The organism is Hymenobacter sp. BT491, from assembly GCF_014349165.1.
GTDB lineage: Bacteria > Bacteroidota > Bacteroidia > Cytophagales > Hymenobacteraceae > Hymenobacter > Hymenobacter jejuensis.
Genome location: NZ_JACSJJ010000003.1, coordinates 1 through 26,599 on the forward strand (window position 1 = coordinate 1; position 26,599 = coordinate 26,599).

25 protein-coding genes, 1 tRNA gene and 1 rRNA gene are annotated in these 26,599 nt (G+C 53.5%); 11 read left to right on the top strand and 16 right to left on the bottom strand.

The features are described 5' to 3' along the window. From H9I52_RS11530 to H9I52_RS11550, 5 genes are all read right to left on the bottom strand, one after another. A 16S ribosomal RNA gene (locus H9I52_RS11530) occupies positions 1-73 on the bottom strand; the annotation flags it as partial. Between the two features lie 596 nt (positions 74-669). Beyond that, the gene (locus H9I52_RS11535; protein ID WP_187454019.1) at positions 670-1,941 is read right to left on the bottom strand and encodes an adenylosuccinate synthase; all 1,272 of its coding nucleotides are present in this window, start codon (positions 1,939-1,941) and stop codon (positions 670-672) included. Beyond that, complete coding sequence (locus H9I52_RS11540) at positions 1,941-2,288, bottom strand: STAS domain-containing protein (RefSeq protein ID WP_139516418.1); 348 nt, start codon at positions 2,286-2,288, stop codon at positions 1,941-1,943. Before H9I52_RS11540 ends, H9I52_RS11535 begins: the two co-directional genes overlap by 1 nt. Next, positions 2,285-2,758 carry a Fur family transcriptional regulator gene (locus tag H9I52_RS11545; RefSeq protein ID WP_139516417.1) on the bottom strand — a complete coding sequence of 158 codons (474 nt, stop codon included), beginning with the start codon at positions 2,756-2,758 and terminating at the stop codon, positions 2,285-2,287. The genes H9I52_RS11540 and H9I52_RS11545 overlap by 4 nt, the downstream gene beginning before the upstream one ends. Positions 2,759-2,942: 184 nt before the next feature. Then, a complete protein-coding gene (locus H9I52_RS11550; protein ID WP_139516416.1) occupies positions 2,943-5,150 on the bottom strand; it encodes a RelA/SpoT family protein in 2,208 nt (735 codons plus the stop codon). 220 nt (positions 5,151-5,370) lie between these two features. On the opposite strand from H9I52_RS11550, the gene H9I52_RS11555 reads away from it, so the two are divergent. The 4 genes from H9I52_RS11555 to clpX all read left to right on the top strand — a co-directional run bounded on the left by H9I52_RS11555 (position 5,371) and on the right by clpX (position 9,145). Beyond that, positions 5,371-5,452, top strand: a tRNA-Leu gene (locus H9I52_RS11555). A 112-nt stretch (positions 5,453-5,564) separates the two neighbouring features. Beyond that, a complete protein-coding gene (tig, locus tag H9I52_RS11560) occupies positions 5,565-6,896 on the top strand; it encodes a trigger factor (protein ID WP_187454020.1) in 1,332 nt (443 codons plus the stop codon). 111 nt (positions 6,897-7,007) lie between these two features. After that, complete coding sequence (locus tag H9I52_RS11565) at positions 7,008-7,709, top strand: ClpP family protease (protein WP_230471136.1); 702 nt, start codon at positions 7,008-7,010, stop codon at positions 7,707-7,709. Positions 7,710-7,921: 212 nt separating this feature from the next. Further along, a complete protein-coding gene (gene clpX / locus H9I52_RS11570) occupies positions 7,922-9,145 on the top strand; it encodes an ATP-dependent Clp protease ATP-binding subunit ClpX (RefSeq protein WP_187454021.1) in 1,224 nt (407 codons plus the stop codon). 77 nt (positions 9,146-9,222) lie between these two features. Here clpX and lpxB read toward each other — a convergent pair whose 3' ends face one another. The 4 genes from lpxB to H9I52_RS11590 form a co-directional block, all read right to left on the bottom strand. Further along, positions 9,223-10,332 (bottom strand): lipid-A-disaccharide synthase, encoded by a 1,110-nt coding sequence (gene lpxB, locus H9I52_RS11575; protein ID WP_139516413.1) that lies wholly within the window; start codon positions 10,330-10,332, stop codon positions 9,223-9,225. A gap of 90 nt (positions 10,333-10,422) precedes the next feature. Continuing rightward, entirely contained in the window at positions 10,423-10,845 is a 423-nt protein-coding gene (locus H9I52_RS11580; protein ID WP_139516412.1) for a 6-pyruvoyl trahydropterin synthase family protein, read from the bottom strand. Between the two features lie 104 nt (positions 10,846-10,949). Continuing rightward, a complete protein-coding gene (locus tag H9I52_RS11585) occupies positions 10,950-11,957 on the bottom strand; it encodes a FecCD family ABC transporter permease (protein WP_187454022.1) in 1,008 nt (335 codons plus the stop codon). Next, a complete protein-coding gene (locus H9I52_RS11590) occupies positions 11,954-12,859 on the bottom strand; it encodes an ABC transporter substrate-binding protein (RefSeq protein WP_187454023.1) in 906 nt (301 codons plus the stop codon). The genes H9I52_RS11585 and H9I52_RS11590 overlap by 4 nt, the downstream gene beginning before the upstream one ends. Before the next feature lie 147 nt (positions 12,860-13,006). Here H9I52_RS11590 and rfaD point away from each other — a divergent pair, with 147 nt between their 5' ends. Both rfaD and H9I52_RS11600 read left to right on the top strand, forming a co-directional pair. After that, positions 13,007-13,972 (top strand): ADP-glyceromanno-heptose 6-epimerase, encoded by a 966-nt coding sequence (rfaD, locus tag H9I52_RS11595; protein WP_187454024.1) that lies wholly within the window; start codon positions 13,007-13,009, stop codon positions 13,970-13,972. Positions 13,973-14,214: 242 nt separating this feature from the next. Then, positions 14,215-15,615 carry an FAD/NAD(P)-binding protein gene (locus H9I52_RS11600; RefSeq protein ID WP_316248033.1) on the top strand — a complete coding sequence of 467 codons (1,401 nt, stop codon included), beginning with the start codon at positions 14,215-14,217 and terminating at the stop codon, positions 15,613-15,615. A gap of 107 nt (positions 15,616-15,722) precedes the next feature. On the opposite strand, the gene H9I52_RS11605 is transcribed toward H9I52_RS11600, so the two are convergent. From H9I52_RS11605 to H9I52_RS11615, 3 genes are all read right to left on the bottom strand, one after another. Continuing rightward, positions 15,723-15,971: a hypothetical protein gene (locus H9I52_RS11605; RefSeq protein WP_139516407.1), complete on the bottom strand. Its 249-nt coding sequence runs from the start codon at positions 15,969-15,971 to the stop codon at positions 15,723-15,725. Between the two features lie 118 nt (positions 15,972-16,089). Beyond that, the gene (locus H9I52_RS11610; protein ID WP_187454026.1) at positions 16,090-17,094 is read right to left on the bottom strand and encodes a zinc-binding dehydrogenase; all 1,005 of its coding nucleotides are present in this window, start codon (positions 17,092-17,094) and stop codon (positions 16,090-16,092) included. Between the two features lie 74 nt (positions 17,095-17,168). Beyond that, positions 17,169-17,576 (bottom strand): thiol-disulfide oxidoreductase DCC family protein, encoded by a 408-nt coding sequence (locus tag H9I52_RS11615; protein ID WP_187454027.1) that lies wholly within the window; start codon positions 17,574-17,576, stop codon positions 17,169-17,171. A 359-nt stretch (positions 17,577-17,935) separates the two neighbouring features. Here H9I52_RS11615 and H9I52_RS11620 point away from each other — a divergent pair, with 359 nt between their 5' ends. Continuing rightward, positions 17,936-18,319 (top strand): hypothetical protein, encoded by a 384-nt coding sequence (locus tag H9I52_RS11620; protein WP_165699409.1) that lies wholly within the window; start codon positions 17,936-17,938, stop codon positions 18,317-18,319. Positions 18,320-18,559: 240 nt separating this feature from the next. Here the strand turns inward: H9I52_RS11620 and H9I52_RS11625 are convergent, their stop codons facing one another. Further along, complete coding sequence (locus H9I52_RS11625; RefSeq protein ID WP_187454028.1) at positions 18,560-18,961, bottom strand: hypothetical protein; 402 nt, start codon at positions 18,959-18,961, stop codon at positions 18,560-18,562. Between the two features lie 142 nt (positions 18,962-19,103). Here H9I52_RS11625 and H9I52_RS11630 point away from each other — a divergent pair, with 142 nt between their 5' ends. The 3 genes from H9I52_RS11630 to H9I52_RS11640 all read left to right on the top strand — a co-directional run bounded on the left by H9I52_RS11630 (position 19,104) and on the right by H9I52_RS11640 (position 22,322). Then, positions 19,104-20,654: an HTTM domain-containing protein gene (locus H9I52_RS11630; protein ID WP_187454029.1), complete on the top strand. Its 1,551-nt coding sequence runs from the start codon at positions 19,104-19,106 to the stop codon at positions 20,652-20,654. A gap of 62 nt (positions 20,655-20,716) precedes the next feature. Continuing rightward, positions 20,717-21,730, top strand: a complete 1,014-nt coding sequence (locus H9I52_RS11635) for an MBL fold metallo-hydrolase (RefSeq protein ID WP_187454030.1) — start codon at positions 20,717-20,719, stop codon at positions 21,728-21,730. A 160-nt stretch (positions 21,731-21,890) separates the two neighbouring features. Then, positions 21,891-22,322, top strand: a complete 432-nt coding sequence (locus tag H9I52_RS11640; protein WP_187454031.1) for a hypothetical protein — start codon at positions 21,891-21,893, stop codon at positions 22,320-22,322. 88 nt (positions 22,323-22,410) lie between these two features. Here the strand turns inward: H9I52_RS11640 and H9I52_RS11645 are convergent, their stop codons facing one another. Together H9I52_RS11645 and H9I52_RS11650 are read right to left on the bottom strand one after the other, a co-directional pair. Then, a complete protein-coding gene (locus H9I52_RS11645; protein ID WP_187454032.1) occupies positions 22,411-22,827 on the bottom strand; it encodes a DoxX family membrane protein in 417 nt (138 codons plus the stop codon). A gap of 81 nt (positions 22,828-22,908) precedes the next feature. Further along, a complete protein-coding gene (locus tag H9I52_RS11650) occupies positions 22,909-23,427 on the bottom strand; it encodes a DUF4126 family protein (protein WP_187454033.1) in 519 nt (172 codons plus the stop codon). 352 nt (positions 23,428-23,779) lie between these two features. On the opposite strand from H9I52_RS11650, the gene H9I52_RS11655 reads away from it, so the two are divergent. Beyond that, positions 23,780-24,493 carry a hypothetical protein gene (locus H9I52_RS11655; protein WP_187454034.1) on the top strand — a complete coding sequence of 238 codons (714 nt, stop codon included), beginning with the start codon at positions 23,780-23,782 and terminating at the stop codon, positions 24,491-24,493. 96 nt (positions 24,494-24,589) lie between these two features. On the opposite strand, the gene H9I52_RS11660 is transcribed toward H9I52_RS11655, so the two are convergent. Next, positions 24,590-26,392 carry a DUF885 domain-containing protein gene (locus H9I52_RS11660; RefSeq protein WP_187454035.1) on the bottom strand — a complete coding sequence of 601 codons (1,803 nt, stop codon included), beginning with the start codon at positions 26,390-26,392 and terminating at the stop codon, positions 24,590-24,592. Between the last annotated feature and the right edge of the window lie 207 nt (positions 26,393-26,599).

Consider the following 26,599-nt stretch of genomic DNA (forward strand, 5'->3'; position numbering starts at 1 on the left):
CCGCCCGTTCGACTTGCATGTATTAGGCCTGCCGCTAGCGTTCATCCTGAGCCAGGATCAAACTCTCCATTGTATAAATTACTTGCTGCCTTTGCCGAAGCAAAGACCATGTCGAGTGCTGATCTTGCTCATTACTGACGTTGTCATTTAATTCGCGTCGCTTGGTCTTATTTAGTATTCCTACATTCTGGTTGCCCAAAAGCGGTAGTATACTTACCATTCGTTCATTCCAAACATTCAAAGAACATGAGCTTCTTTCTTTTAAAGAAGCAGAGCGGCTACTTATTTAGCCCTTTTTTAATCTTTTAACCGAGCGTCTTTTCGTTCGGGGTTGCAAAGGTAAAAACCTTTTTAAACTTTTCAAATAAAGGGGAGAATTTATTTTTAATCCCTCAATTATTGTTCCCTTATGCAAGCTGGGGTGCAAAGGTAAAAAACTTTTTGCTGTTTAAAACAGCAAGCAGAATTTCTTTTCTTTTACCCGCATCCTTTCGATTTGGGAGTGCAAAACTAGAACATCAATTGATGATTGTCAAGAGTTTTTCTTGACTTTTTTTCGATCTACTTCTTAAGAGTACTAGTAGCATCTTTTTGTTGGCCGATTGCCAAAACAGGATGACAAAGATACGGCGAGTCCTGATGATGTCAAGGCTCGCCGTATTCTTTTTTCTAGCTCAGATGAAGAGTACTGACTCGGTCAGGACCTACACTCACAATTCGGATAGGCACTTGTAGCTGTCCCTCAAGGAATTGCAAATACTGCTTAAGCTCTATAGGCAACATTTCAGGATCTGAAATATTTTGCAACTCAGTACGCCAGCCGGGTAATGTTATGTAGACTGGAGTGAGTGTTTCAAGCAAGCTTAGGTCTGGGAGTTGCGTGGTTTCTTCTCCCGAAGGAGTAAGATAATGCGTACAAACCTTGAGCTCGTCGAACTCGTCGAGTACGTCTGCCTTCATCAAGTGGAGTTCAGTGACTCCGTTAAGCATGATGCTATAGCGTAGAGAAGGTATATCAATCCAGCCGCAGCGGCGTGGACGACCGGTAGTAGAACCAAACTCACGGCCTGCTTGTCTGATCCGCTCCCCTATTTCATCATGTAATTCGGTAGGAAATGGTCCGCTTCCCACGCGTGTGCAATAAGCTTTGCTAATGCCATACACACGATCAATGTGAGCAGGAGCAATGCCTAAGCCTGTGCAAGCTCCTGCTACAACAGTGCTGGATGAGGTAACAAACGGATATGTGCCGAAGTCAATGTCCAACAGTGAGCCTTGAGCTCCCTCAGCTAATATGCGTTTGCCTTGCCGAAGAAGATCGTTGAGCAAGTATTCGGTATCGGCTAAACGAAGCGTACGTAGGAAGTCAACGGCCGAAAAGAAATCATCTTCAAACGCCTCGATTTCTAGTTCACGGCCGTGAAAAGCGGCGAGCTTAGCATGGCGGGCGACGGCCTCTGCGTAACGCTCCCGAAAATTAGGATGCAGTATGTCTCCTACTCGCAAACCAGTCCGGCCAATCTTGTCTTGATAGGTCGGTCCGATACCCTTCAAAGTTGAGCCGATTTTACCGCCGCCACGAGCTTCTTCCGAGATACGATCGAGGGCACGGTGCGATGGCAGAATAAGCTGAGCCTTTTTTGAAACGTAAAGATTACGAGAGGCATCTATCCCTCTATCGGTAAGCTTCTGAAATTCAGCTCGGAATACGACAGGATCTAAGACGACCCCATTGCCAACAACATTTATAATGTGCGGATGAAAGATGCCGGAGGGCACTTGGTGCAGCACATGTTTTTGTCCGTCGAAGGTAAGCGTGTGTCCAGCATTCGGGCCACCTTGGAAACGGGCTACCACATCGTAAGTGGGGGCTAAGACATCGACAATTTTGCCTTTTCCTTCGTCACCCCACTGTAATCCAACAAGTACGTCAACGGGCATTAGCTTACGGCTTTCAGTTGTTGAGCGGCCGTTACGTCGTCGTCCGCAATCGTGAAAATTGAATTTAGCTTGGTGATGAGTAGCAGCTTACGAATATGCTCGGAAGGATTGATCAGCACTAACTCCCCTCCTTGGTTGCGAAACTTGGTTAGGATCGAAACCAAGACGCCAATACCGGTGCTGTTGATAAAGCGTACGTTTGACAAATCGACCGCGCAGAGCGTGATAGCGTCGCCGAGGTGGTCATTTACAGTTTGGAGAAGCGGTTGGGTATCGGGGCTACCGATCAGGTCGCCGGCTAGGCGGACGTACAGGATGCCATTTTGCAGGGCAGATTCAGTTTTCATTCAGCTTGAGAACGGGCAGCGGCTTTGGCGCGGCAATCGCCGCACACGCCGTAAAGATTTAAAGAGTGGTGCAAGATATGGAAATTCAAAAGGTCGCCGACCATCGTCTGGATACCGTGAATGCGTGGGTCGCAGAACTCGACTACCTTATGGCATTCGGTGCAGATCACGTGGTCGTGCTGCCGGTAGCCATAAGATTTCTCGTATTGGGCAAGGTTTCGACCAAACTGGTGCTTACTTACCAAACCGTGCTCTACTAGCAAATCGAGAGTGTTATAGACGGTTGCACGGCTTACTTGCAAGCCCTGCTCCTTCATGCCGGCAAACAACTCCTCGACATCAAAGTGGCCTGTACGCGAATAGATTTCTTCCAGAATAGCGTAGCGTTCCGACGTTTTTCGCAAACCTTTATTTTCTAAGTAGGCGGTGAAGATTTTTTTCACCTCTTCATACTTCTCTTGGTCAAGCATTTTGCACCATATATATAAGGAGTGGCAAAGGTAAGCATTGCAACAGCATAAGTCAGATAGTAACTAGGAACCACTTATTTTGATTATTTATATAAACATCTGATAATCAACTGTTTATATAAATACTCTTAATACTAAGTTATTCCCTCACATACTTTATATACCACCTAAGACTTTTATTGGCTTAAGAATCAAAACGCTCGACCCCTAATACGCCATTCACCCTAGACAGGCGCTGAATGAGTTTATTGAGATGGTCCGTGTCATTGACAAATACCATGATCTGGCCTTCGAACATGCCGTCGTTGGAGTCGATGGTGATGGAGCGCATGTTGACTTTCAGGCTGTTGGAGATAATTCTGGTAACGTCGTTTACCAAGCCAACTCGGTCCGAACCTTTGATGCGGATACCAGCTAAGAAAGCCAGCTCCAATTGATCAGTCCATTTGGCGCGCACAATGCGGTTGCCATAATTAGACATCAGCTGCACAGCTTTAGGGCAAGACGTCCGGTGAATGACAATGCCCGTCTCTGTTTCAAAACCGAATACATCATCGCCCGGAATCGGGTTGCAGCAAGGTGCTATGGTGTAATCGAACTTGTTGGTGTGCTCTCCGATCACCAGCATGTCAGCCCGCACCCCACGGATCTTTTGCACTTCCTGGTCAAATGCCTTGGGCTCAAGCCTAGACGGCTGCCGTGGCGATGCCGTGGCTGAGTCGAACAGGTTTTCTTTGATTTCGCGCCCGTCGATCTGCCCGACTGCCAACCGATAAAAAAAGTCCTGCGGATTGTAAATGTTAAAATGGGTTAGCAGGCGGTTGAGGTTATCGGGAGTAAACTCTACGCCAAGCAGTTCCAGCCGCTTCTCGACAAGAAAGCGGCCATCTTCGGCTTTCGTGCGTTTGTCGTCGCGCAGGTAATCTTTAATTCGGGTACGTGCTTTCGATGTGATGACGTATTGCAGCCATTCCTCGGTGGGGCGCTGTTTTTGCGAGGTTAAAATCTCGACTTGGTCGCCGTTGCGCAGTTGATAGCTTAGCGGCTCCAGCTTTTGGTTGACCTTTGCGCCCAAGCATTGCAGGCCGATATGCGTATGAATTTCGAACGCGAAGTCTAAAGCCGTAGCCTTATCCGGCAGAATTACCAGCTTTCCTTTGGGCGTAAAGGCGTAAACCTCTTTCACGAAAAGGTTCTGGCGGAATTCATCCATGAACTCGAGCGCACTTGAATTGTTCGTTTCGAGCATCTCGCGCACCTTGTTGATCCAGGCTTCCAAGCTGGATTCGGGCTGTACCGAACCAGTGTCCTTGTATTTCCAGTGGGCAGCGTAGCCTTTTTCGGCAATGTCGTCCATGCGGCGCGAGCGAATCTGTACTTCCACCCACTGGCCGCTGCGCGACATTACGGTAGTGTGCAGGCTCTCATAGCCATTGGCTTTGGGGGTGCTGACCCAATCGCGCAGCCTATCGGGGTTGGGCTGATAAAAATCGGTAACGATGGAATACACCTGCCAACACGCTGCCTTTTCCTGCTCCTGCGGCACATCCAAGATTACCCGAATAGCAAACAGGTCATATACCTCGTCGAACGTGACGTTCTGTTTGCGCATTTTGCGCAGTATGGAGTAGATGGACTTGGGCCGGCCTTTGATCTCAAAGTCGAAGCCTTGCATCTTCAGCTCTTCATCAATGGGCGCGACAAATTCTTTGATGAACCGGTTACGCGCACTACGGCTCTGCCGGACCTTATTTACCAGCTCGTTGTAAACCTCTGTATCAGTGTATTTTAGATAAAGATCTTCCAACTCGCTTTTTATCGCATATAGCCCGAGGCGGTGTGCTAGGGGCGCATAGAGGTAAATGGTTTCGGAAGCTATCTTGAGCTGCTTGTGGCGCGGCATCGAGTCGAGAGTGCGCATGTTGTGCAAGCGGTCGGCAATCTTGATCAGGATCACGCGTACATCTTCCGAAAGCGTCAGCAGCATCTTGCGGAAGTTTTCGGCTTGCTCGGAAGTGCCGTATTCAAAAACGCCCGAAATCTTCGTCAGGCCATCGATGATGCGGGCGACTTTGGTCCCGAATTCGCGCTCCACGTCGGAGATCTCCATCGGCGTGTCTTCGACTACATCGTGCAGCAGCGCCGAAACGATGCTGGTAGTGCCCAAGCCGATTTCCTCCACCGCAATCTGGGCGACGGCCAGCGGATGCAGGATGTAGGGTTCGCCGGACTTCCGGCGCATGTCTTTGTGGGCCTCCAACGAAGTGTTGAACGCTTTCTTGATGAGTTTGGCGTCGTTGCCGTGCAGGTAAGGCTTGGCCGTACGGAGCAGACGACGGTATTGCCGAAGGATCTCGTTACGCTCTACTTCGGGATCAATGAGGGTTGCCATGGGTGCGAATCGGAGCCGGGGCTCCGTGGTGATATCTGCTAAAGTACGAAAGCACGGAGAGGTTTTGCCGCGCTTTACTGGGTTTATAACATGCGGGCGGCCAGAAAAGATCTGGGTTTGGAGCCAACCAGCCGATAAGGTTGCTGCTCATTTTTTTCTGTTGTTTGAATTTCAAGCCTCGTTGCTTAGCTTTGCGCCCCCAAGGCAAACGGCCTTGCATGCGGATGTGGCGAAATTGGTAGACGTGCCAGACTTAGGATCTGGTGCCGCAAGGCGTGTGGGTTCGAGTCCCTCCATCCGCACTTTATTCGTTTTTGCTTTAGCAAGAACAACACCCCAAACCCTCAACCCACCCGTTGGGGGTTTCTTTTTCAACGACATTCGATTTCGTTTACCCTTAACCGACGACCCGTTTTGGATATTACCCTCGACAAGAAAGACGACCAGCTGAGTGCCATCCTGACAGTTCACCTCACCGAAGCTGACTACAGCGCGGCCGTAGAAGAGAAGATCAAGGATTACAGCAAGAAGGCGCAGCTTAAAGGGTTCCGGCCGGGCAAAGTACCACCGGCACTGGTGCGGAAGATGTACGGCAAGAGCCTGCTCGTCGAAGAAATCAACAGCATTCTAGGCAAAGCTGTCGATGGCTACATCAAAGAAAACAACATCAAAATCCTGGGTGAACCCATTCCGATGGAATCCAGTGTGGATTTTGACGCGCAGAAAGATTTTGATTTTCAGTTTGAACTGGGCCTGCTGCCTGACTTTGAGCTGCCGGCTGACCAATCGTTAAACGTAGACCGCCATCAGGTAGCCGTTGACGAGAACACGCTGGGCGAAACCTACGAGCAGCTCGGCCGCCAGTTTGGCAAGAGCACCAACCCCGAAGTATCCGAGGCTACTGATTACCTCTACGGTAAGCTGAAGAAAGCCGACGAAGAAGGCGAAGGCAAGACTGTATTGCTGCCAATCAACAAAGTGAAGAATGGCGCTGACAAGTTTGTTGGTGTGAAGTCAGGTGACACGATCACTTTCGATCTAAAGGATGCTTTCGCAGGTGACGCTTCTGCTATCGCGAACTTCTCGGGCTTGTCGAAGGACGAAGCTGCCGAAGTGAGCGGCGACTACATGCTGTCGGTAGAGAAAATCAACCGTACGGAGCAAGCTGAATTCGATCAGGAGTTGTTCGACAAAGTATTCGGCAAAGACATCGTAACGTCAAAAGAAGAGTTTGACGAGAAGGTACGTGCTACGGTACAGGAAAACTACGACCGCGAATCCGACAATCTGGTTAACCGTCAGATTATCAATCAGATGGTGGACAACACCAAAATTGAGGTTCCGAAGGAGTTTTTCAAGAAGTGGCTGGTACGCGCTAACGAAGGCAAGCTTACCCCCGAGCAAGTTGAGGAGCATTATGCTGACTATGAGCGCGAGCTGAAGTGGTCAATGATCCGCAACAAGGTGGTGGAAGAGCAAGGCCTGAAAGTATCGAACGACGAAATCGTAGACCGTACGGTGCAGAAGTTCATGGGCCAGTTCAACATGCCTGATATGGACGAGGAGATGCAAGGCCAGATGCGCACTTTTGCTGACAGCTACCTGCGTCAGGAGAACGGTAAGAACTACGTAAACGAGTATGAAGCCATTCTGGCAGAGAAAGTACTCGAAAACCTCCGCGGCAAAGTTGTTGTTAACGACAAAGAGATTTCGGCTGAGGACTTCCGCAATCAGGCTGCCAGCTAAACGTTGGCGCCCGGTTTTCTAACCAACAAAAAAGCCCTTACTTGCCGTTAGGGCTTTTTTGTTGCCCTGCCGAATCTGTTTTTGACTCTTTCTTCTCCCACAAATTTTATCATGCTGAATAAACAAGAATTCCGCAAGTTCGCCGTCAAAGGTCAAGGCCTCAGCGGCTTGGGTGTCGACCAGTACCTGCAACATATGGAAGGTCAGATGACCCATTCCATAACGGGCATGACGCGTTCGGTAATTGAGGAACGTCCCACGCGTTTTGCCGAAATCGACGTGTTTTCGCGCCTGATCATGGACCGCATCGTGTTCCTGGGCACGCCCGTAGACGATTATATTGCCAACATCATCACAGCACAACTGCTCTTCCTCGAGTCAGCGGACGCGAAGAAAGATATCCTGTTGTACATCAACTCACCGGGTGGCTCGGTGTACGCTGGCTTGGGCATCTATGATACCATGCAGTATGTGAGCCCCGACGTAGCAACTATCTGCACAGGCCTAGCTGCTTCGATGGGTGCGGTACTGTTAGCAGGTGGCGCCAAAGACAAGCGTTCGGCATTGCCGCATGCCCGGGTCATGATTCACCAGCCTTCTGGTGGCGCACAAGGCCAGAGCTCGGACATCGAGATCACGGCCCGCGAAATCCTGAAGTTGCGCAAGGAGCTTTACGACATCTTGGCTCAGCACACCGGCAAAACCTACCAGGAAATCCACGACAACTCGGATCGCGATTACTGGATGCGCGCCGACGAAGCCAAAGAATACGGCCTCATCGACGAAGTATTAGAGCGGAAAGCGGCTCTTTAATTTGCCTTATGCAACTTTAGTAAGTTGCGTAAACTCTTTGTTACAAGCCCGTTTTTGGCCTCAAAACCAAGAACGGGCTTTTGTATCTTTAAGTAGAAGCCTCTGCACGGAGCAACTTTTTTCTGTGCAAAGGGCGTTTGCCTTTTCGTACCTTTGGGCGGAGCTTTCTAGCAGTAAGTTTCCCCTACCCTATCCTGAGAATATTTCTACCAATGGCAGATATTACGTGCTCCTTCTGCGGTAAGAGCAAAAAAGACGTCTCAGTCATGATTTCCGGCATCAACGCACACATTTGCGAGCGATGCGTGGGTCAGGCTCAGCAGATTTTGAACGAGGAGAACAAGATTCGCTCGAACAGCAAAACTCCGAAGTTCAACCTCGTGAAACCTCGCGAGATGAAGGAGTACCTTGATCAGTATGTGGTAGGGCAAGATGAAGCCAAAAAGGTGATGTCGGTGGCCGTATACAACCACTACAAGCGCCTGATGCAAAAACCTGCCAAGGACGATGTTGTGATTGAAAAATCGAACATCATTATGGTAGGCGAAACTGGCACCGGTAAGACATTCTTAGCCAGAATGTTAGCCAATATCTTGCAGGTTCCTTTCTGCATTGCCGACGCTACGGTGCTCACCGAAGCCGGTTATGTAGGCGAAGATGTAGAAAGCATTCTGACACGCCTGCTGCAAGCAGCTGACTACAACGTAGAAGCTGCAGAGCGCGGCATCGTTTACATCGACGAGATCGACAAAATCGCACGCAAAAGCGACAATCCCAGTATCACCCGCGACGTGAGTGGCGAAGGCGTACAGCAGGCTATGCTGAAGCTGCTGGAGGGCACTACCGTGAACGTACCGCCGCATGGTGGCCGCAAACACCCTGAGCAGAAGATGATTACGGTAAACACCGAAAACATCCTGTTTATCTGCGGGGGCGCTTTTGTGGGCATCGACCGCATCATCAAGAGCCGCCTGAACGCCAAGCCAATTGGCTTCTCCAAAACCATGCTGGAGGAGAACATCGATACGGGCAACTTCCTGCGCTACATCACGGCACAGGATCTGAAAGCGTTTGGTTTGATTCCCGAACTGATTGGCCGCTTACCTGTACTTACCCACCTCAACCCGCTGGATCACGCTACACTGCGCAAAATCCTGACCGAGCCGAAGAACTCCATCGTGAAGCAATACAACCGCTTGTTCGAGATGGAAGGCATTCAGCTCACCTTCTCGGAAGAAGCGCTCGAATACATCGTGGTGAAAGCCGATGAATATCGCTTGGGGGCCCGTGGCCTACGCTCGATCTGCGAAAGCATCATGACGGATGCCATGTTCGAGATGCCTTCGGCACCAGATGTCAGCGAATTGGTGATTGACCTGGATTACGCACAGAGCAAATTTGAGAAGTCTTCTCTAAAGCAATTGCGCGCTGCATAAATAGTTTATAATCAATCAATTACAACAAAAAGGCCAACCGTAAGCGGTTGGCCTTTTTGTTGTTAGAGGCGGGTTGGTTACTTATTCAAATAGCCAACCATCAGCTTAGCGGCATTTTGAGCGGCGTTGCTACGACCTAATTTTTCGCGCAACTCCGCATAACCGGCTTTTTGCTGGGCCAAGAAATCGTCGTCGTTGAGGATTCGCTTTAGCTCCTGCACTAAGTTTCGGGAGTTAAAATCACTCTGAATCAACTCTTTCACGACTTCTTTGCCTGCAATCAGGTTGACGAGGGAAATGTAGGGAACCTTGATTACGGCCTTGCCGATAGCGTACGAAACAGCACTGGTACGGTAACATACAACTTGGGGCACATCAAAAAGCGCCGTTTCGAGCGTGGCTGTGCCGCTGGTGACCAAGGCGGCTGTGGCATGGTGCAGCAAGTCGTAGGTTTCGTCGAAGAGGATGCGGACGTTGTTACGCTCGAAATTGCGGTAATAATTGGGATCGAGGTTGGAAACAGCCGCGATCACGAACTGATAGTCTAAGAATGGCGGCAGAATGGCTACCATCTCGTAAAGCATCTCTTCGATTTCCTGCTTGCGGCTGCCCGGCAATACTGCGATGATAGGCCGCTGAGGGTCAAGCTGATGCCGCACAAAAAAATCGGACGACGGCTGGTGTTCTGCCACGGCATCGACGGTCGGGTTGCCGATGTAATCGACATCGTAACCAAAACGCTTGTAGAACTCCGACTCGAAAGGCAGAATCACGAACATCTTGTCTACCAAGGCTTTCACGGTATGCACGCGGCCCTGATTCCAGGCCCAGATCTTGGGCGAGATGTAATAGAACACCTTTAGCCCCTTCTGCTTGGCAAATTTGGCTACCCGCAGGTTAAATCCGGCGTAGTCGACCAGAATCACGACGTCGGGCTGGTAGGCCATGATGTCGCGCTGGCATTCCTTTAGATAGCCGCGGAACTTCAAAACGCTGGTAGCAGCCTCCCAGAAGCCCATGATGGCCATTTCCTGGTAATGATGAACGAGCGTGCCGCCTTCTGCCTGCATCATATCGCCGCCCCAGCCCCGAAATTCGGCTTCTGGATCTTGCTGACGCAATTCGTGCATCAGGCGCGAGGCGTGAAAGTCGCCGGAACGCTCCCCAGCAATCAGATAATATTTCATTCGTAGAACTGTGAGCTAAAAATTATGAATTATGAACGCCGGAAACCGAAGTGCGGACCTGCCGCGGACTATCTTTCCAATTCATAATTTTTAATTGGCCTCGCCGTAGTATTCTACGAAGTTGCGAGGCGTTTCGTAGAGCTTGATGCAATGCAGCTGCGCGGTCGTGATGCGCGGCAATTCGCGGTAGAGAATTTCCCAAAAAGCCACTACCAGGTTTTCGGTGCTGGCCAGTTTGCCCTGCATGAAAGGCACGTCGAGGTTGAGATTTTTGTGATCTACCTGATCTACAATACTTTCGCGAATCACCGAGCTGAGTTGCTTGAGGTCGACCACAAAACCCGTTTCGGGGTCGGGTTGGCCTTTCACCGTAATAATGAGGTCGTAGTTGTGCCCGTGCCAGTTGACGTTGGCGCAGGGGCCAAACACCTCGCGGTTGCGCTCGTCGGACCAATTGGGGTTGTGCAGCTTGTGAGCGGCGTTAAAGTGCTCCTGACGGCTGACGTAAATCATTTGTGCGGGGTCTTATACAATGAGGGAATTAAGGACTTGGCTGTAAATTCGGCCAGATCACAAGCATTTGATTATCAAATGCTTATACCTAAAACTTCTTTGCTTTAGGTCCTTAAATCCCTTTTCCGCAGCAAATATACAAAGAACGGTACGCCGAACAGGGCCGTTACCAGCCCCACAGGCAAGCCGGCAGGCGGGTAGAGCAAGCGCGCCAACAGATCGCAAGCGAGCAAAAAATTACCACCGAGCAGGGCGCAAAACAGCAGGTTGGCCCGTCCGGTAACGCCCAGCAGCCACCGCGTGACGTGCGGAATGGTAAGCCCTACAAACCCAATCGGTCCGCACAATGCCACTACGCAGCCTGTAAGCGCCGAGGCCGTAATGACCAGCAGCCATCGGGTGCGCGCTACGTTTACGCCTAAGGCTTGGGCGCGTTCTTCGCCTAACAGCAAGATGCTCAGGTCTTTTTGCAAAAACAGAAACAGCACCAAGGCAACTACCAAAGCCACGGCCGGATAGGGCAGCAAATCCCAGCCGGCTCGCTCGAAGCTGCCCATGGCCCAGAATACGACCGTCCGGAGCTTGCCTTCGGCAGTAGACCGAAACGTCAGCAGGCCGCCCAAGGCCGTGGTGAGCGAACTGACGGCTACTCCAGCCAGTAGCAGTTGCGCCGGAATGAGCTGCCCGCGCTGCGTTCCGAGCACGACTACTACCAGCGTTGTGACCAGCCCGCCTGCCAAAGCGGCCACGGGAGGCAGATAAAAGCCCGCCAGCGTAAGTGTATTGAAAAGTGAAAAGCAGATAATAGCGCCTAAGGACGCGCCCGATGCCGTCCCGATCAAGTAAGGATCGGCCAGCGAATTATTGACCATGGCCTGCATCAGATAGCCGCTGAATGCCAGCCCACCACCGGCCAAAAAGGCCAGAAGCAAACGCGGCAACCGCAGTTGCACCAGCACTAGCTGAGCCGGATCGGCGGAGTTGTATTGCGTTAAAGCCTTCCAGATCAAGGCGTAGCTCGTGTCGAAGCTGCCAATGCGCAGGCCCGCTGCCATGAGAGCAGCCGTGAGCAGCAGGCTCAGCAAAATCCAGGGAGCGGCAGAGCGATTCATGGTTTCTGCTGGAGCAACCGCTGCAATTCGCGCACCGACTCGACTACCCGTGGGCTGGGGCGTTCCATCAGGTCGCCGGTAATGGCAAAGACGCGGCGTGTCTGGTAGGCTTTGATGCGGCGCAGCTCTGGGTACATCCGAAAAAAAGTACTGTCCAGTTTGCCAAAGCGGCCGCCCAGCAGCACGTCGGGGTTGAGCTTAAGAATGTACTCGCGCGTGAGCGCCGGATACGGCTGGGCAAACTTCTCCGTCACGGCGTTCTCACCGCCTGCCAGCCGAATCCGGTCCGTGAACAGTGTATTTTGCCCATACACGTAAATCGGGTCTTGCCAAGTGATGGCCAGCACCCGCGGAATTGGGCCAGTAACAGGCTGGTTGCGTTTTATCTTTTCTAATTCCGCACTCAGCGAATCGGTGAGGTGGCGGGCTTGTGGCTCGCGGTGCAGAATGCGCCCCAGATCACGCAGACCCCGAAAAATATCCGTAACCCGCTCATAACGTTGATAATATACGGGCACGCCCAATTGTTGCAGGCGGGCGGCATCGTCGAGGGAAGTGATGCCTTCTATGGTAAACACCACATCGGGATGCAGGGCCACCAACCGCTCCATATCGAGCGGGTAGCTACCAACCACGGGCTTTCGGAGCACAGCCGCCGGATAGTTGCAGACTTGCGTACGGGCAATGATACCAGCCGTATCGGCCACCGCATACAGCATCTCCGTCATGGAAGCTGCCAACGCCATGATGCGTCGCGGCTGCGCGGGCACCGTCACACTACGGCCCAGATCATCGGTGAGCTTTTGGGAAGCGGCAGGAGCCTTTGCAGCCGGTTTCCGGTCGGGATGGCAGGCAATCAAGAGCGCAAGCAACGGCAGCAAACGGCGGAACGAATGGAGCATGCAGCAAAGATGGCGAAGTAGCCGAAGCTTTTGCAGCCCCAGCCAGTCCGACTTCTGCAACAATGTGGGCAATAAGGCCGGCGCTCGCGCAAGTCCAAACGTACGCTACAGAGCTTTTACCTACTTTTGGATCAAAATTACTGCCTTATGATCGTCGTCACCGGCGCGGCCGGCTTCATCGCCAGCTGCCTTGTTACCCGCCTCAATGCCGCCAATTTCAATGATATCGTGGTGGTCGACAACTTCACCGTTGAGCGCAAGCTCATCAATCTGAAAGGCAAACGCCTGTCGGAATACGTCGACCGGGAAGAGTTTTTTGAGTGGCTGGATAAAAACCACGAACAGGTCGAGTTCATCTTCCATATCGGAGCCCGCACCGACACCACCGAGCAAAACCGCGACGTGCTGAATGTGCTCAATCTCGACTACTCGAAGCAGATGTGGCTGGCTTGCTGCCGTTATCAGTTGCCTTTGGTATATGCCTCATCAGCAGCCACTTACGGATCGGGCACACTCGGTTACTCCGACGACGACGCACTGCTGCCCCTATTGCGGCCGCTCAACCCCTACGGCGACTCGAAAAACGATTTCGACAACTGGGCAATTGCGCAGCCCGAAAAGCCGTTTTTCTGGGCGGGGCTGAAGTTTTTTAATGTGTACGGCCCCAACGAGTACCACAAGGGCCGGATGGCCTCCGTAATATTTCATGCCTTTGAGCAAATCCGCCGCACGGGGTCCATGCAGCTGTTTCGGTCGCACAACCCCGATTATGCCGATGGCGAGCAAAAACGGGATTTTGTTTATGTAAAAGATGTGGTGGAAGTGTGTTTCTTCCTGATGCAAAACCGCAAAAACTCCGGTATCTATAATCTGGGAACGGGCGAGGCGCGCACTTTCATGGATCTGACCCTGAATACCTTCGCCGCCCTCGACCGAACTGCTGACATCACCTTCAAAGACACCCCGGAGGACATTCGCGATACCTATCAATACTTCACGCAGGCCGAGATGCAGAAACTGCGCAACATTGGCTACGACAAGCCCTTTACGCGCCTGGAGGACGGCATAAACGATTACGTACGCAATTATCTGGTGCCAGGAAGCTACCTGTAATCGCTCGGTTACCTTCTGCCCTACCTCTTGACCGCCCTGCGGTTTTAGCCTATATTAGGCTACCAAGGCCTCACATTGCACTTTTGTTATCGAGCCCGACCGTATTCTTGCGGTCGGGTTTTTATTGTTGATCTTCAATTTTAGAAAAGCACTTTCTATAATATTTCCATGAATTTATATTAATAAATATTAATTAGTGGTTTTACCGTATCCCCTCTGGCTTACCTATCTACACAAGCACAGTGCAACGAAGAACTATAACTATTCTTGGCGGCGGCTTCTCAGGCTCCATGTTAGCAGTGCAGCTGGCACAGCTACCCGGTGGCCCTTACGACTGGAACGTACACCTAGTCGAGCCGCGGCCGCTGCTGGGTCCTGGGCTTGCTTACACGGCACGCCGCCCAGAATATTTGCTTAACGTGCAGTCGGAGTTCCTGAGCCCGTTTCCAGATCAGCCAAACCACTTTGTGGAATGGCTGCAGGAAAATCACATGGCGGTATGTGAGGATCATTTTTGTCCTCGACAACTCTATGGGCGCTATTTGCAGGAAATGGTTTCGGCTATTTTGCCGAAGCCGGCTGCCAACGGCATGCAATTTAGCTGGCACCCGCAGGCTGGTGTTTTGGCGAAAGTTGCTCCTGACGGACAATCGGCTCAAGTGCGCTTTAGCAGCGGTCGTGAGCTGCGCAGCGATATGGTGGTACTGGCGCTCGGCAACTTCCCACCGATCGCGCCCACCGGCCACGGCGATCAGCATCTGGTGCATCCGCGCTATCATGGCAACCCCTGGGCACCGGGCGCCCTCCGCGACATCGGCCCCCAGGATTCGGTGTTGCTCATTGGCTCTGGCCTTACTGCTGTCGACATTCTCTTGGGCTTGCGCGACGATGGCCACCGGGCACCAATCAAGGTGGTGTCGCGCCATAAGCGTTGGCCAGCCGCGCATGTGCGTGCCGACGTATCCTACCCAAGCTTTTACGAAGCAGAGTTAGCCGGGCTCACAACGGTAGTGGAAGTGCTGCGGGTAGTGCGAAAACACGTGCGGGAAGCCGCCGAACAAGGCATTGACTGGCGCCCCGTACTCGACTCGCTCCGGCCCGACACCGGCAAGATTTGGGCGGCTTGGCCGTTGCAGGAGCAAAAGCGCTTCCTGCGCCACCTCGTTTCGCTCTGGACCGTGCTGCGTCATCGGAGCCCGCCACAGAACGCGACCATCGTGCGCGAAATGGTCGGGAAAGGATCCGTAGTGATGCAGGCTGGCCGAGTCAAGCAGATCGAAGAGCGCGGCGACGACCTAGCGGTACTGGTGGAAAAAGGCCAAACGCAGGAGTGGCTCCTGGCCCGCCACGTAATTTCGTGTACCGGTCCCTTGCTCGACTACAGCATAATTGCCGATCCACTGGTAAAGAGTATGCGCGAAGAAGGCTATTTGGTCCCCGACCCGTTGCATCTGGGCATTCTTACCGACGAAAACGGCGCGTTGCTCAACCCGAAGGGCGAAGCCTCGGAGTTGTTTTTCACGCTTGGCCCAAGCCGCCGCCCAGCTTACTTTGAGTCAACTTCGGTGCCCGAACTGCGCGAGCAAGCGGTGGCGCTGGCCCAGTACCTCGGTCAGAAAATGGTCATTGAACACGCACACTAAGCTATTTTACACAAGCACTTGATAACCAACACCTTGCAAAATACATAAAAAGAGAGGGCTCACATACGTGAGCCCTCTCTTTTTAGTAGTGGATGCGCAGCCTTTTCCTAAGCAGCCATCTCGTTATACATCGGGCGTACGACAGCCTCCTCGGCCGGAACAATCGGGTGCGTCAGCAACTCGTCGGCGTGGCGGCGCAAGGCGCGCATAAGCAGGTATTTGTATTTTTCTGCGTCGGCGAGCGCAGTCTCAATAGCCTGCACGGCATCGGCATAGGCTACCACAGGTTGCAGCTCACGGCGCGGACGACGAGCTTCAAAAACGTGGCCCTCAAGGTATTCAGCAGGATTTTTCATTTCAGCAACGGAGTTTCAACTGTCAATAACCAAGCTGGATATAGAACAGAAACTACCGCGGCTTCATTCCGATTTTTGCCAGAATAAATAAAATATTTCGGCGATACGATAAGCGTTTCTACTCGGTTATCCGCAGCACAAGCTTGCCGAATTGTTGGCCGTTGTCCATGCGGCGCATGGCCGCTTCACCGTCGGCCAAAGCAAAAACCTCGTCCACAACGGGTACCAGTTTGCTCTCCTGCACCAGGCGCACAAAATCAGCAAAATCTTGCTCGGTACCCATCGTTGAGCCCAACACGGAAAGCTGTTTCCAGAAGATTTTGCGGGCCGCAACCTGCGGGATGTCGCCTTGCGTAGCGCCGTAAAACACAATGCGTCCGCCCGGCGCAGCTGCGTCAAGCAACGCCCCGAAGCCAGGACCAGCCGCGCTATCAATAATTACGTCAAAAGGCCCACCCGCTTGCTTGCTTAGCGTGGCGGCCCAGTTTTCATCTTTGTAGTTAGCGCCTCCTTTTGCGCCGAGTGCTTGGGCACTCGCTATTTTTTCGGCCGAGCTAGAAGTCACCCATACTTCGGCCCCACGGGCCAGCGCCAATTGCAGCGCCAGCAAAGCCACGCCACCACCCACGCCCGTTATCAGTACCCGCTCGCCAGCCACTATGCCAGCGCGCGTGAAGGCGGCCCGGTAAGCCGTCGCGCCCCCCAGAGGCAAGGTAGCGGCTTGCTCGAAACTCAGATGCTCGGGCTTCGGGTGCACGTAGTGTGCAGCCACGCTCACGTACTCAGCAAACGTGCCCTGTTCGGGCAAGCCCAAAATCTTGAAGCTTTTGCCTTGCGCGCGCGGGTTGTCGCCCCAATCGTGGCCAGCATTGATGATGACGGCCTGCCCACGTAGCGCTTCATCCACCCCTTCGCCTAGCTCAGCCACAATGCCCGCGCCGTCGGACCCAAGAATGCAGGGAAACTTTAAGCCCGCATATTGCCCCTTCTGAATCCAGACGTCGCGGTGGTTGAGCGCGGCGGCGCGAAGCTGCACCAGCACCTCACCGGGTGCGGGCGTGGGAGTCGGAACGTCGCGGAGTTGCAGCGGTTGGTTGATGCCATCGAGGACAAGTGCCTTCATGTGTAAGGAGAAAAGGCTGCTGAGCAGCGATAAGAAGATTGGGAGTAGAACATGAAATCTGCGCCAGCACAGCTTTATTTCAGGAAGCGCTGGGTAAGCTCAGGAGTAGGCAGCATACAGGCTTCTTGACGGCCAAACCATTGGTAGCGATGGCGCGCCACGAAGCGGTACATCGCGTCGCGGAAGGCAGCAGGCAATACGATGCCCACGTACAGCAAAGGCCATAACCCGCTCATCTGACGCAAGATGCGCAGCACAGCGCCGGAGTGCGTGTACACGGTCCCGTCTTCGACCAGCACGATGGTTTCGGGCGTGGCAGCTACCGTAGTGCCGTGCGCGCTCAGCAGCACGCGAGCCGCTTCCGATTGCAGCGAGGCAAAGCGAAACCGCCCCTGTGCATCGTGCTCAATGACGAATTGCACGAAGCCATTGCAGAGGTTGCAAACGCCATCGAAGAGAATAGTGCCGGACGACTGGGCCATAGAAATCAAACCGCCTTTTTGATACAACAAGTGTAACGACAAAAGGTCTACACGCATCGGCGGTACGCGCGCTGAGGCAAGGAGTTTGATCAGGACAACCCTTCTTTGCATAAACTGTTGATATACAATATTTTACATAACAACGCTATTCTGTAGTATTCTGCTCGCAACCCATGGTGCAGGGGCTGCAGGACGGCAGATAAACCTGAGCAGACGGTGCCGTTCCGTAAGTACTGAATACGAATAAATCGCAGAAAATGCGTATTTCTTCGCCCCAATGTGTTGGGTTACTTCTTGATTATCTGCCGTATACATGGCCAAACACCAATTTCTCTGTTCTTTCCAATTCTTTCTTAGTTATGAAAAAATTCCAGGTAACCCTGATGGCCGCCGCACTTGCAGGCGCCTCCTTCGCAATGACCTCTTGTGGGGGCGACAAAACTAGCACGAGCGAGACTTCTACCGAGTCCAGCTCTTCTACCATGTCGGCTGATTCGAGCGGCTCTATGAGCAGCGACTCCAGCATGAGCAGCACAAGCGGCTCGACGACGGGCGCAACCGATGCCATGAGTTCGACCTCCGGCTCGACCGCTGGGTCAACTACTGGTGGTGCTACGGCCGGCTCGACTGCTGGTAGCTCGACGGCGGGCACTACAACAGCCGGCACGACAACCGGCAGCACAACTGCTGGCACAACCACAGGTGGCGGCTCTACGGCTGGCACGACCACAGGCGGCTTATAACCCTCTGTAAGCAAACACGTTAAGCACACTCAGAAGGGCGATTACCAGCGAAGTAATCGCCTTTTTGATCAGCGAAGATTCAGGCTAAAAAACAGTATAAACACGTACTGGTTTTCTCATGAAATCGGCGTCTGGAGTGAATGCTAACTACTTGCCTGAGTGAAAATTACGTATTTTTTCAGGCGGCATTTTGCAGCATTTTCTCAACGTTCTGCGTAGAGACAAGCCACTTCCATCTCGTCAGTTGCTTCGCGACTTATTTTCCTTTCCAACCACCACTTTCCAAAATGTTATGAAAAAGAACGCTTTTGCAATGTCGGGTGCAGCACTAGTTGCTTTGCTTCTGTCGACCACTTTGTCCATGTCTTCTTGTTCGAGCACGTCGCCGGCAGCAGGCAGCGGAAGCACCACTTCCAGCTCTGATATGGGCACAACCAGCGGCTCGACTTCAGGGTCAACCTCAGGTTCAACTTCGGGCTCGATGAGTACCACAAGCGGCGCTTCTACTTCGGGCGCTTCTACTTCGGGCTCGATGAGCACGACCAGCGGTACTACTTCCGGTTCGACCACTTCTAGCACCACCACGGGCTCGACCACTAGCAGCACGACTTCGGGCACGACCAGTGGCACCACGTCGGGCACTACGACTCGCTAATACAACCGATTCTAGGTTGAGCATTTTTCGCAAATGCTCGTAAGAAAGGCGGAAAGGCCAATTGCTCCGGATGCGAGCAGTTGTACTTTCCGCCATTTTCATATATAACCACTTCTGCCATAGCCATTTATGCTGCCTCGAGCACTGGCTTTTATCCGTCGTCCTTTTGTTGTTGATCTGCGCGCGCTGGCCATGCTGCGAGCGGGCATTGCAACCGTTATTCTGATTGATCTGGTTATCCGCAGTACCGATCTGGAGGCGCATTACTCCAACATGGGGGTGCTGCCGCTGCAGGTGCTGTACGAGCACGTCTGGAACCCCTACATGTTTTCGCTGCACACCATCAGCGGGTTGTGGCAGGTGCAGGCGGTATTATTTCTGCTGTCGGGAGCGTTTGCGGTGGCCTTGCTGGTGGGTTACAAAACGCGCCTGTCCACCATCCTGGCTTGGATCATGCTCGTGTCGGTGCAGAATCGCAACGTACTGATCGGGCAAGGCGGCGACGATTTGCTGCGAATGCTGCTGTTTTGGGGCATCTTTCTGCCGTGGGGCCGTGTGTATTCCGTCGATAGCAAAGACAAGCCCTTACCCGAAACCTACAACTACTTCAGCCCGGCCACGGTAGCATATATCGTGCAGATCGCGCTGGTGTATTGGTGCACGGCGCTGCTGAAAAGCGCGCCCGAATGGAGCAAAGACGGCACTGCCATCTACTACGCCCTCAGCCTCGATCAGGTGTTGATGCCCGGCGGGAAACTGATTTATCCTTATCCTATGCTACTGAAGTACATGACGTTGGGCGTGTACTACACCGAAATGCTGATTCCGTTTGCGTTGTTCATCCCCTTCCGCGTGACGTGGTGGCGGCTGCTGTTCGTGACGGTCATTTTCTTCTTCCACCTCGGCATCAGTCTTACGCTGTTTGTGGGGTTATTTTTCCTGATCAACTGGGCTTCGATTCTGGGCTTGTTGCCGCCCTTGGCGATTAACTGGCTCGAAGACAAGCTGTTGCCGCGAGCCAAACGACTGGGCCCGCGACTGGCCCGCCTGCGACCTCACTTGCCGGCTTGGCGCCTGCCCGTACAGATTCGCTTTGAAGCCACCGTGCACCACACCAACGAAAGCCGCGAGCTGCTGCGCTACGTACGCGACACCTTTGTGAGCGTGCTGCTGGTGTATGTCTGCTGGTGGAACCTCGACAGCATTGCCAACGAGAAGTGGCTGATGTCGGACAGGATGCGATGGTTCGGCTATTTGTTCCGCACCGACCAGCACTGGGGCATGTTTGCGCCGGCCGTGTTCAAAGACGACGGCTGGTACATTCTGGACGGCACCACCCCCACCGGCCAGCACATCGACCTCAACCGCAAAGGCCGGCCCACAACCGAGCAGAAGCCGCGTTCGGTAATGCGGCTGTTTAAGAACGACCGCTGGCGCAAATACAGCGAGAATTACCTCTTCATCGACAACATGTATATGCGGCCCTACTACTGCAATTACCTGTTGCGCATCTGGAACGAAGACAAATCGCATCCACCTGTAAATCACTTAGATGTGATCTACATGAAAGAGGTAACCCAGCCCGATTACAAACCGGTAGTGCCTACACACGAGAATCTGTGCTCGTGCGAAGTACCTACGCCTATTGCACCGCCGGCCAAAGTGGCAGCTGGGCAGTAGCAGCCTTTGGCGGGAAAACTGCGTTTGAGGTCTACAAACCGACCATCAAAACGCTATCTAGCATGCCAAATCACGCTAATCGGGCTACTACTCCTGCCCTACAGGCTGTAGTGCCCGGAGTTTGGGGCCTACGCAATGTCTTCGTCAACCTCTATTTTGTGCGCACCACCGAAGCCCCGACGGGCTCGTGGGTGCTGATCGATGCGGGCTTGCCAGGATCGGCGGGCAAAGTGCGCCACACCGCAGAAGCCCTTTTTGGGCCTAATGCCCGCCCCGAAGCAATTATTCTGACTCACGGGCACTTCGACCACATCGGAGCCCTCAAGTTGGCCGAAGAATGGGACGTGCCCGTGTACGCGCATCCGCTGGAGCTGCCTTATCTGACCGGCAAATCGTCGTATCCGCCACCCGACCCCACGGTAGGCGGCGGAGGCATGGCCGCGATGTCGGTGCTGTATCCTAAAAAGCCTATTGATTTGGGCAGCCGCGTGCAGCCCCTGCCCGCCGACCATTCGGTGCCCTTCCTGCCCGGCTGGCGCTGGATTCATACGCCGGGCCATACGGCCGGGCACGTATCGTTTTTCCGCGATTCCGACCGCACGCTGCTGGCCGGTGATGCCTTCGTGACGGTCAAGCAGGAATCGGTGACGGCGGTGTGGACGCAGCGCCAAGAGGTGCACGGACCGCCCGCCTATTTCACGCCCGACTGGGAACAGGCGCGGCGCTCCGTGGAGATCCTGGCCGAGCTACAACCGCAAGTAGCCGCCACGGGCCACGGCATCCCGATGCACGGCGACGAGCTGCGGCGGCAGCTGCAAGACCTAGCCAGTCACTTTCAGGAAAAAGCCGTCCCGGCGCATGGCCGCTACGTGCGCGAGCCCGCCGTGACCAACGAAAACGGCGTCGTATCGGTGCCACCCGAAACATCGGCCAGCTTGCCTTGGTGGGTAGCAGGTGCGGCGCTGGCCGGCGGCCTGGGGTATTTGTTGCTGCGTAAAAAGAAGCAACCCGAGGCCTACAGCGTGTATGGCGAACGCCTCAAAAAGCACAAGAAGTACGACATCCACGATTTATAGGCGGCGCTTACCTGGCATGCGTGGGCAGCGCGCCAAAAGGGCACCATGGTTTATCTGGTGCCCGCTGCTCGAAGTACTGCTACTGTTCCATTTGGCCTTGTAGACGCCGCTTGCGTATACCGTCCGTGTACCTTCTCCTTCTACTCCAAACACCTCTTTTATGAAACTGACACAGCGCTATTCGCTGACTTTGCTGCTGGGTGCTACGGCGTCGCTGGCCGCCTGCGACCGGGCTAACTCTCCCGGTACCGACCGCCAAAACGTGAACGATTTTTCCACGGCTCCGCCTGCCCGCCGGATTGAAACTGAGCAGGACAGTGTAAACGGCGAGCAAAACGTGCAAATGCCGGCCGGCAAAGGCTCCGCAGCTGACATAAACACCTCAACCGACGCGGCCCTCAACTCTGCCCCCGGCGGCAGCAGCGCCACCACGCCACAGTCGGCATCGGGCGCGCCAGCTGCTGTCAACAAAACGGTGCAGGGCCAAAACCAGAATGCCACGAAAGCGCCTTCCGAGAACAGCACGCAGGCAACCACGCCCGTCAATGATTCGAAGGCCCGTAACCAAAACGTGAAGCCCGGCGCCCAATAGGCTTATATACAACGATTTACAAAAAAGGCACGCAACTATTCCGTTGCGGGCCTTTTTTTTGCTTTAGCATATTGGTTTTCAACGTCTTTCAGCTTTTTATTTGTCCCCGGCGCCAAAAATCGAGGCTGTAGGGATTGTGATTGGAATACAGAATAAGCAGGAAGAAAAAGAGCCCATACACCATCTGTACGCCCACTGTGTTCCAGTCTTCGCGTAAGGAAGTTCCGAAGACAAGCACCATCATCAGGAGCATGCCGGCCGTGAGGGCATACCGTGTAAACAACCCCAGGATCAGGAGCAGGCCGATTCCGAACTCGATGTACGGCAGTGCCGACGCAAAAACACCAACCAGCGCGGCCGGCAGCCACGTGGGCTCAAACATCTTTACCATGCCGGCGCGCACCCCTTCCACTTTGGGCAGTCGGACGAGGCCGTGGGTCAGCATATTGGCGCCCATCAGCAGGCGGCCCAGCACGAAAGCCTGTTCGGGAGTGGTGAGTTTCATAGGATGGCCGGATAAAATTGGCTTGAATACAAAAAAGCCGGACGCTAGTTAAGGCCCGACTATTTTATAACTATTTATTAATCAAGATTTTATCTTCTTAGCTTTCGTTCCCTTTTTCTTTTTACCACGCACGTCTTTGGCAATGGCTTGGGCACTGGTCAGCACCAAGCCATCTTCGGCGAGGCCCCACACCACATCCGGAAAGCCGGTGGCTTTGTCCAGACTTTTGCGCAGGAACAGCGCCCCGAAGGTGGCCGCTACCGCCATTACGCCCCCCAACGCGGCTCCTACCGCCGCGTTCGCACCCTTGGCCTTATAAGCCGTTGCCCCAACCAGAGCGCCCGACAAAATGCGGCCGCCCAGAATCGCCGGGGCGGTGCGGTCGGGCATGCCGGGAAGTTTGTCGCCGATCATTTCGGCGCCGGCCGCTACTTTCAAAGTGGTTGCGGCAGTAGGCGTTTGCATGAAGCGAAGCAGCGAGCTACCCAACGCCGCCGAACGATTTTTCTGAAGGCCGTGGCTGAGCGCGGCGGGCGCACTCATGCTCCGCATACCGGCCAACGAACCCAAGGCTAGGGTTTGCCAAAATTGCTGTGACATAAAGCTTGTTTTCGTAGAACAATGAAGGGAAACCGGCTGCTTTTCAGGGCATGACCGCGTTTTCCGCGCCCAAATTGGGTGCGCTTAGCTTAAACGGGGCAGACGAACGTCCGGACGATTTATTTCTGCGCCCTGCTTATCAAACAGCTCGTTTGTAGTTAGCCCAGCCTTGTTCTATTCCTAAAATCGTAGGCTGAATCAGGATTTTTCGGAGGCATTTTTAAGTATAACCCGCAGGCCGCAACAAAAATCCAGTGTTTTTTCAGTGCGTTCAGGGCGGTAAGAGGGCTGCTCAAAGCCGTACAATACGGGAGATAAACACCTTAAGATCTTTCACCTTAACCCGTTAATCATGAAAAAAAAATGGATTCCTATCATCGCTGGATCCTTGTTATGCGCTACCCTTGCCTTTACTGGCTGCCACGACGATGACAATGGCACTGGCCCAACCACCACTACCAGCGGCACGACAGCAGGCACCACCACGGGTACGACAACCAGCACGACCGCAGGTACAACAACTACAGGTACTACTACTTCCGGCACGACCGCGGGCACCACTACCAGCGGCACCACGGGCACGACCACAACCGGTACGACTACTGGTACGACCACTACCGGTACCACAACGGGCACTACGACGGGTACGACAACCGGCACGACTACCACAGGTACCACTACCGGCACCACTACGACTGGCACCACAACCGCTGGTACTACTACAACCGGCACAACCGGCACAACCACTAGCGGCACGACTACCGGAACCACAACAGGTACCACGACGGGTACCACTACCGGTACCACTACTGGTACAACAACAGCTGGTACTACCACCGGCACAACCACCGCTGGTACCACAACCGGAACTACTACTAGTGGCACGACTACCGGTACTACCACAACTGGTACAACTACTGGCACGACTACCACAGGTACCACCACTGGTACTACGACCGGCACGACCACGGGCACGACGACTAGCGGTACGACTACCGGTACCACTACTTCGGGCACTACCACGGGTAGCACAACGAGTGGCACTACTGGCGGTAGCACCACCTGATAATTCTTGCATCATTAAAAAAGCCCGGCGCAGTTGCGCCGGGCTTTTTTGTTTTATCGCTTTATGATAAATATCTGATTAACAATTTTTTATCAACTATTTCTGTTTGGCGGCCCAGGCATCCATTTTTTGTTCGAGCACGGCCAGCGGCATGACGCCGTCTTTGAGCAGCTCGTCGTGGAAGTCGCTGAGCTTGAATTTGTTGCCTAGCTCCTTCTCGTAACGGCTGCGAAGCTCCCGAATCTTGAGGGCGCCCACTTTGTACGACAGCGCCTGCCCCGGAATGGCCATGTAGCGCTCAATTTCGGCAGTGGCGCCTTGCTCGTTGATGGCTTCGTTATCCATCATGTACTTGATGGCTTGCTCGCGGGTCATGTTTTTGGTGTGCATACCCACGTCCACTACCAACCGAATGGCGCGGTGAATTTCGTCGCCCAGCGCGCCCATATACTGATACGGATCGGTGTAGAGACCGAGTTCCTTACCCAACGACTCGGTGTAGAGAGCCCACCCTTCGATCATGGCACCGTACTCAGCAAAGCGCCGGAATTTCGGCAGTCCTTCGTTTTCCTGTTGCAGCGAAAACTGGTAGTGGTGTCCCGGAATGGCTTCGTGCAAAAACAGCGATTCCATGCCCGACGTGGTGTTGTACTTCGTGGCATCCAGAATGGGCACATAGAAAATGCCCGGACGCGAGCCATCCGGCGAACCTTGGTTGTACTCAGCCGAAGCCGAAGCTGCCCGGAAAGCCTCCGTTTGGCGCACTTCAAACGGCGTTTTGGGCGTGCGGCCAAACATCTTTTTCAAGTTTGGCTCCATGCGCTTGTGAATGGCTTCGAAGGCCGCAAGTACGTCCTGGGGCGTTTTGTAAGGCATAAACTTCGGGTTCGACTTCATGTATTCGAAGAACGCCGGCAAGTCACCTTTGAAACCCGTCTCGGTTTTAACGCGCTCCATTTCCGTGCGAATACGCTTCACTTCACTCAAGCCCGTCTGGTAGATTTCTTCCGGGGTCTTGTCGGTGGTAGTCCAGTACTTCACGTAATACGTGTAGTCTTCCTTACCGCCGGGGATTGCCGAAATACCTGTGGTAGAGCGCGTTTTGGGCAAATACTCGTTTTTCAAAAATGCCCCCAGCTTCTTATATGTCGGTACCAACTGATTGGCAATCGCGTCTTTGTACGCTGCCGTGATCCGTTTCTGATCGTCAGCCGAAACGCCCTCCGGAAACTTATTGACAGGCCCGTAAAATAAACTCTTCGTCGGGTCCGACACGACTAGCGCTTCCATCTGCGGAATCATTTTTACCACCAGCGCGCGCGGCAACACTACACCGGCCGCCATGCCCTTACGGAAATTGGCGATGGCCGAGTCGCTCCACACCGTAAAGCCCTTCACGCGGCCCAACCAGTTGTCGTAATCCTTCGCATTTTTAAACGGCTGAATACCCTCACCCGAGCCGTATTGCCCCATCGTGATGGGTAGGCCCCAAAACTGCTGAAAGGGCATCATCCAGGTATTCAGCTTCAGGCCGGCCAGCCGCATGTTCATCTCATACTGAAAGATGTCGTAGCTGATTTTGTCGTTATCAGACAGCGCGTTACGATCAAAAGACTTCAACCGCGTCTGGTAATTCGTGTAGAATGACTGCAGTGTATCGCGGAAGGCTTTGGTCTGGTCGTTGGGGAGCTGGTCGTTGTAGCGGTTGTCGCCTTGCGTGGTGGCGGCCAGCGGAAACAGCTTGTTGTTTTTCTCCCAGTAGCTGTCGAAAAGCGATGTCAGGTCTTTGTTGCTTTCGCTGGTGGCGCTGGTAGCAGCGCCGTTGCTCTCGGTTTTGGTCTGCTGGTTGCAGCCCATCAGCGTACATGCCAGCATCCCGGCAAGTGCTAGTTGTTTCATTTAAGATGAGGTTGAAGTGGAGCTTTAAAGCTAAGCAGATCCGGGTGCAATGCCGGCAAAGCACCCATAGAACAGCCGTAAAATCTTCTCCCCCTCTTGAAAGCGCCTCGGCTAAAACAGGCTTTGGTCTAAGTTATTCAACGCAAAAAGCCCCAGTGAAAAGGCACCGGGGCTTGTGTGCATTCCTGTAGGCTACTGCAAGGCACA

Coding starts and splice junctions, on each gene's coding strand:
- H9I52_RS11660 (WP_187454035.1), bottom strand. CDS start 26,392: ATGAAACAACTAGCACTTGCCGGGATGCTGGCATGTACGCTGATGGGC.
- clpX (WP_187454021.1), top strand. CDS start 7,922: ATGGCAGATATTACGTGCTCCTTCTGCGGTAAGAGCAAAAAAGACGTC.
- H9I52_RS11565 (WP_230471136.1), top strand. CDS start 7,008: ATGCTGAATAAACAAGAATTCCGCAAGTTCGCCGTCAAAGGTCAAGGC.
- H9I52_RS11650 (WP_187454033.1), bottom strand. CDS start 23,427: ATGTCACAGCAATTTTGGCAAACCCTAGCCTTGGGTTCGTTGGCCGGT.
- H9I52_RS11550 (WP_139516416.1), bottom strand. CDS start 5,150: ATGGCAACCCTCATTGATCCCGAAGTAGAGCGTAACGAGATCCTTCGG.
- H9I52_RS11605 (WP_139516407.1), bottom strand. CDS start 15,971: ATGAAAAATCCTGCTGAATACCTTGAGGGCCACGTTTTTGAAGCTCGT.
- H9I52_RS11540 (WP_139516418.1), bottom strand. CDS start 2,288: ATGAAAACTGAATCTGCCCTGCAAAATGGCATCCTGTACGTCCGCCTA.
- H9I52_RS11635 (WP_187454030.1), top strand. CDS start 20,717: ATGCCAAATCACGCTAATCGGGCTACTACTCCTGCCCTACAGGCTGTA.
- H9I52_RS11535 (WP_187454019.1), bottom strand. CDS start 1,941: ATGCCCGTTGACGTACTTGTTGGATTACAGTGGGGTGACGAAGGAAAA.
- H9I52_RS11630 (WP_187454029.1), top strand. CDS start 19,104: ATGCTGCCTCGAGCACTGGCTTTTATCCGTCGTCCTTTTGTTGTTGAT.
- H9I52_RS11590 (WP_187454023.1), bottom strand. CDS start 12,859: ATGCTCCATTCGTTCCGCCGTTTGCTGCCGTTGCTTGCGCTCTTGATT.
- H9I52_RS11545 (WP_139516417.1), bottom strand. CDS start 2,758: ATGCTTGACCAAGAGAAGTATGAAGAGGTGAAAAAAATCTTCACCGCC.
- H9I52_RS11645 (WP_187454032.1), bottom strand. CDS start 22,827: ATGAAACTCACCACTCCCGAACAGGCTTTCGTGCTGGGCCGCCTGCTG.
- rfaD (WP_187454024.1), top strand. CDS start 13,007: ATGATCGTCGTCACCGGCGCGGCCGGCTTCATCGCCAGCTGCCTTGTT.
- H9I52_RS11610 (WP_187454026.1), bottom strand. CDS start 17,094: ATGAAGGCACTTGTCCTCGATGGCATCAACCAACCGCTGCAACTCCGC.
- H9I52_RS11585 (WP_187454022.1), bottom strand. CDS start 11,957: ATGAATCGCTCTGCCGCTCCCTGGATTTTGCTGAGCCTGCTGCTCACG.
- H9I52_RS11615 (WP_187454027.1), bottom strand. CDS start 17,576: ATGGCCCAGTCGTCCGGCACTATTCTCTTCGATGGCGTTTGCAACCTC.
- H9I52_RS11640 (WP_187454031.1), top strand. CDS start 21,891: ATGAAACTGACACAGCGCTATTCGCTGACTTTGCTGCTGGGTGCTACG.
- H9I52_RS11620 (WP_165699409.1), top strand. CDS start 17,936: ATGAAAAAATTCCAGGTAACCCTGATGGCCGCCGCACTTGCAGGCGCC.
- H9I52_RS11655 (WP_187454034.1), top strand. CDS start 23,780: ATGAAAAAAAAATGGATTCCTATCATCGCTGGATCCTTGTTATGCGCT.
- H9I52_RS11580 (WP_139516412.1), bottom strand. CDS start 10,845: ATGATTTACGTCAGCCGTCAGGAGCACTTTAACGCCGCTCACAAGCTG.
- lpxB (WP_139516413.1), bottom strand. CDS start 10,332: ATGAAATATTATCTGATTGCTGGGGAGCGTTCCGGCGACTTTCACGCC.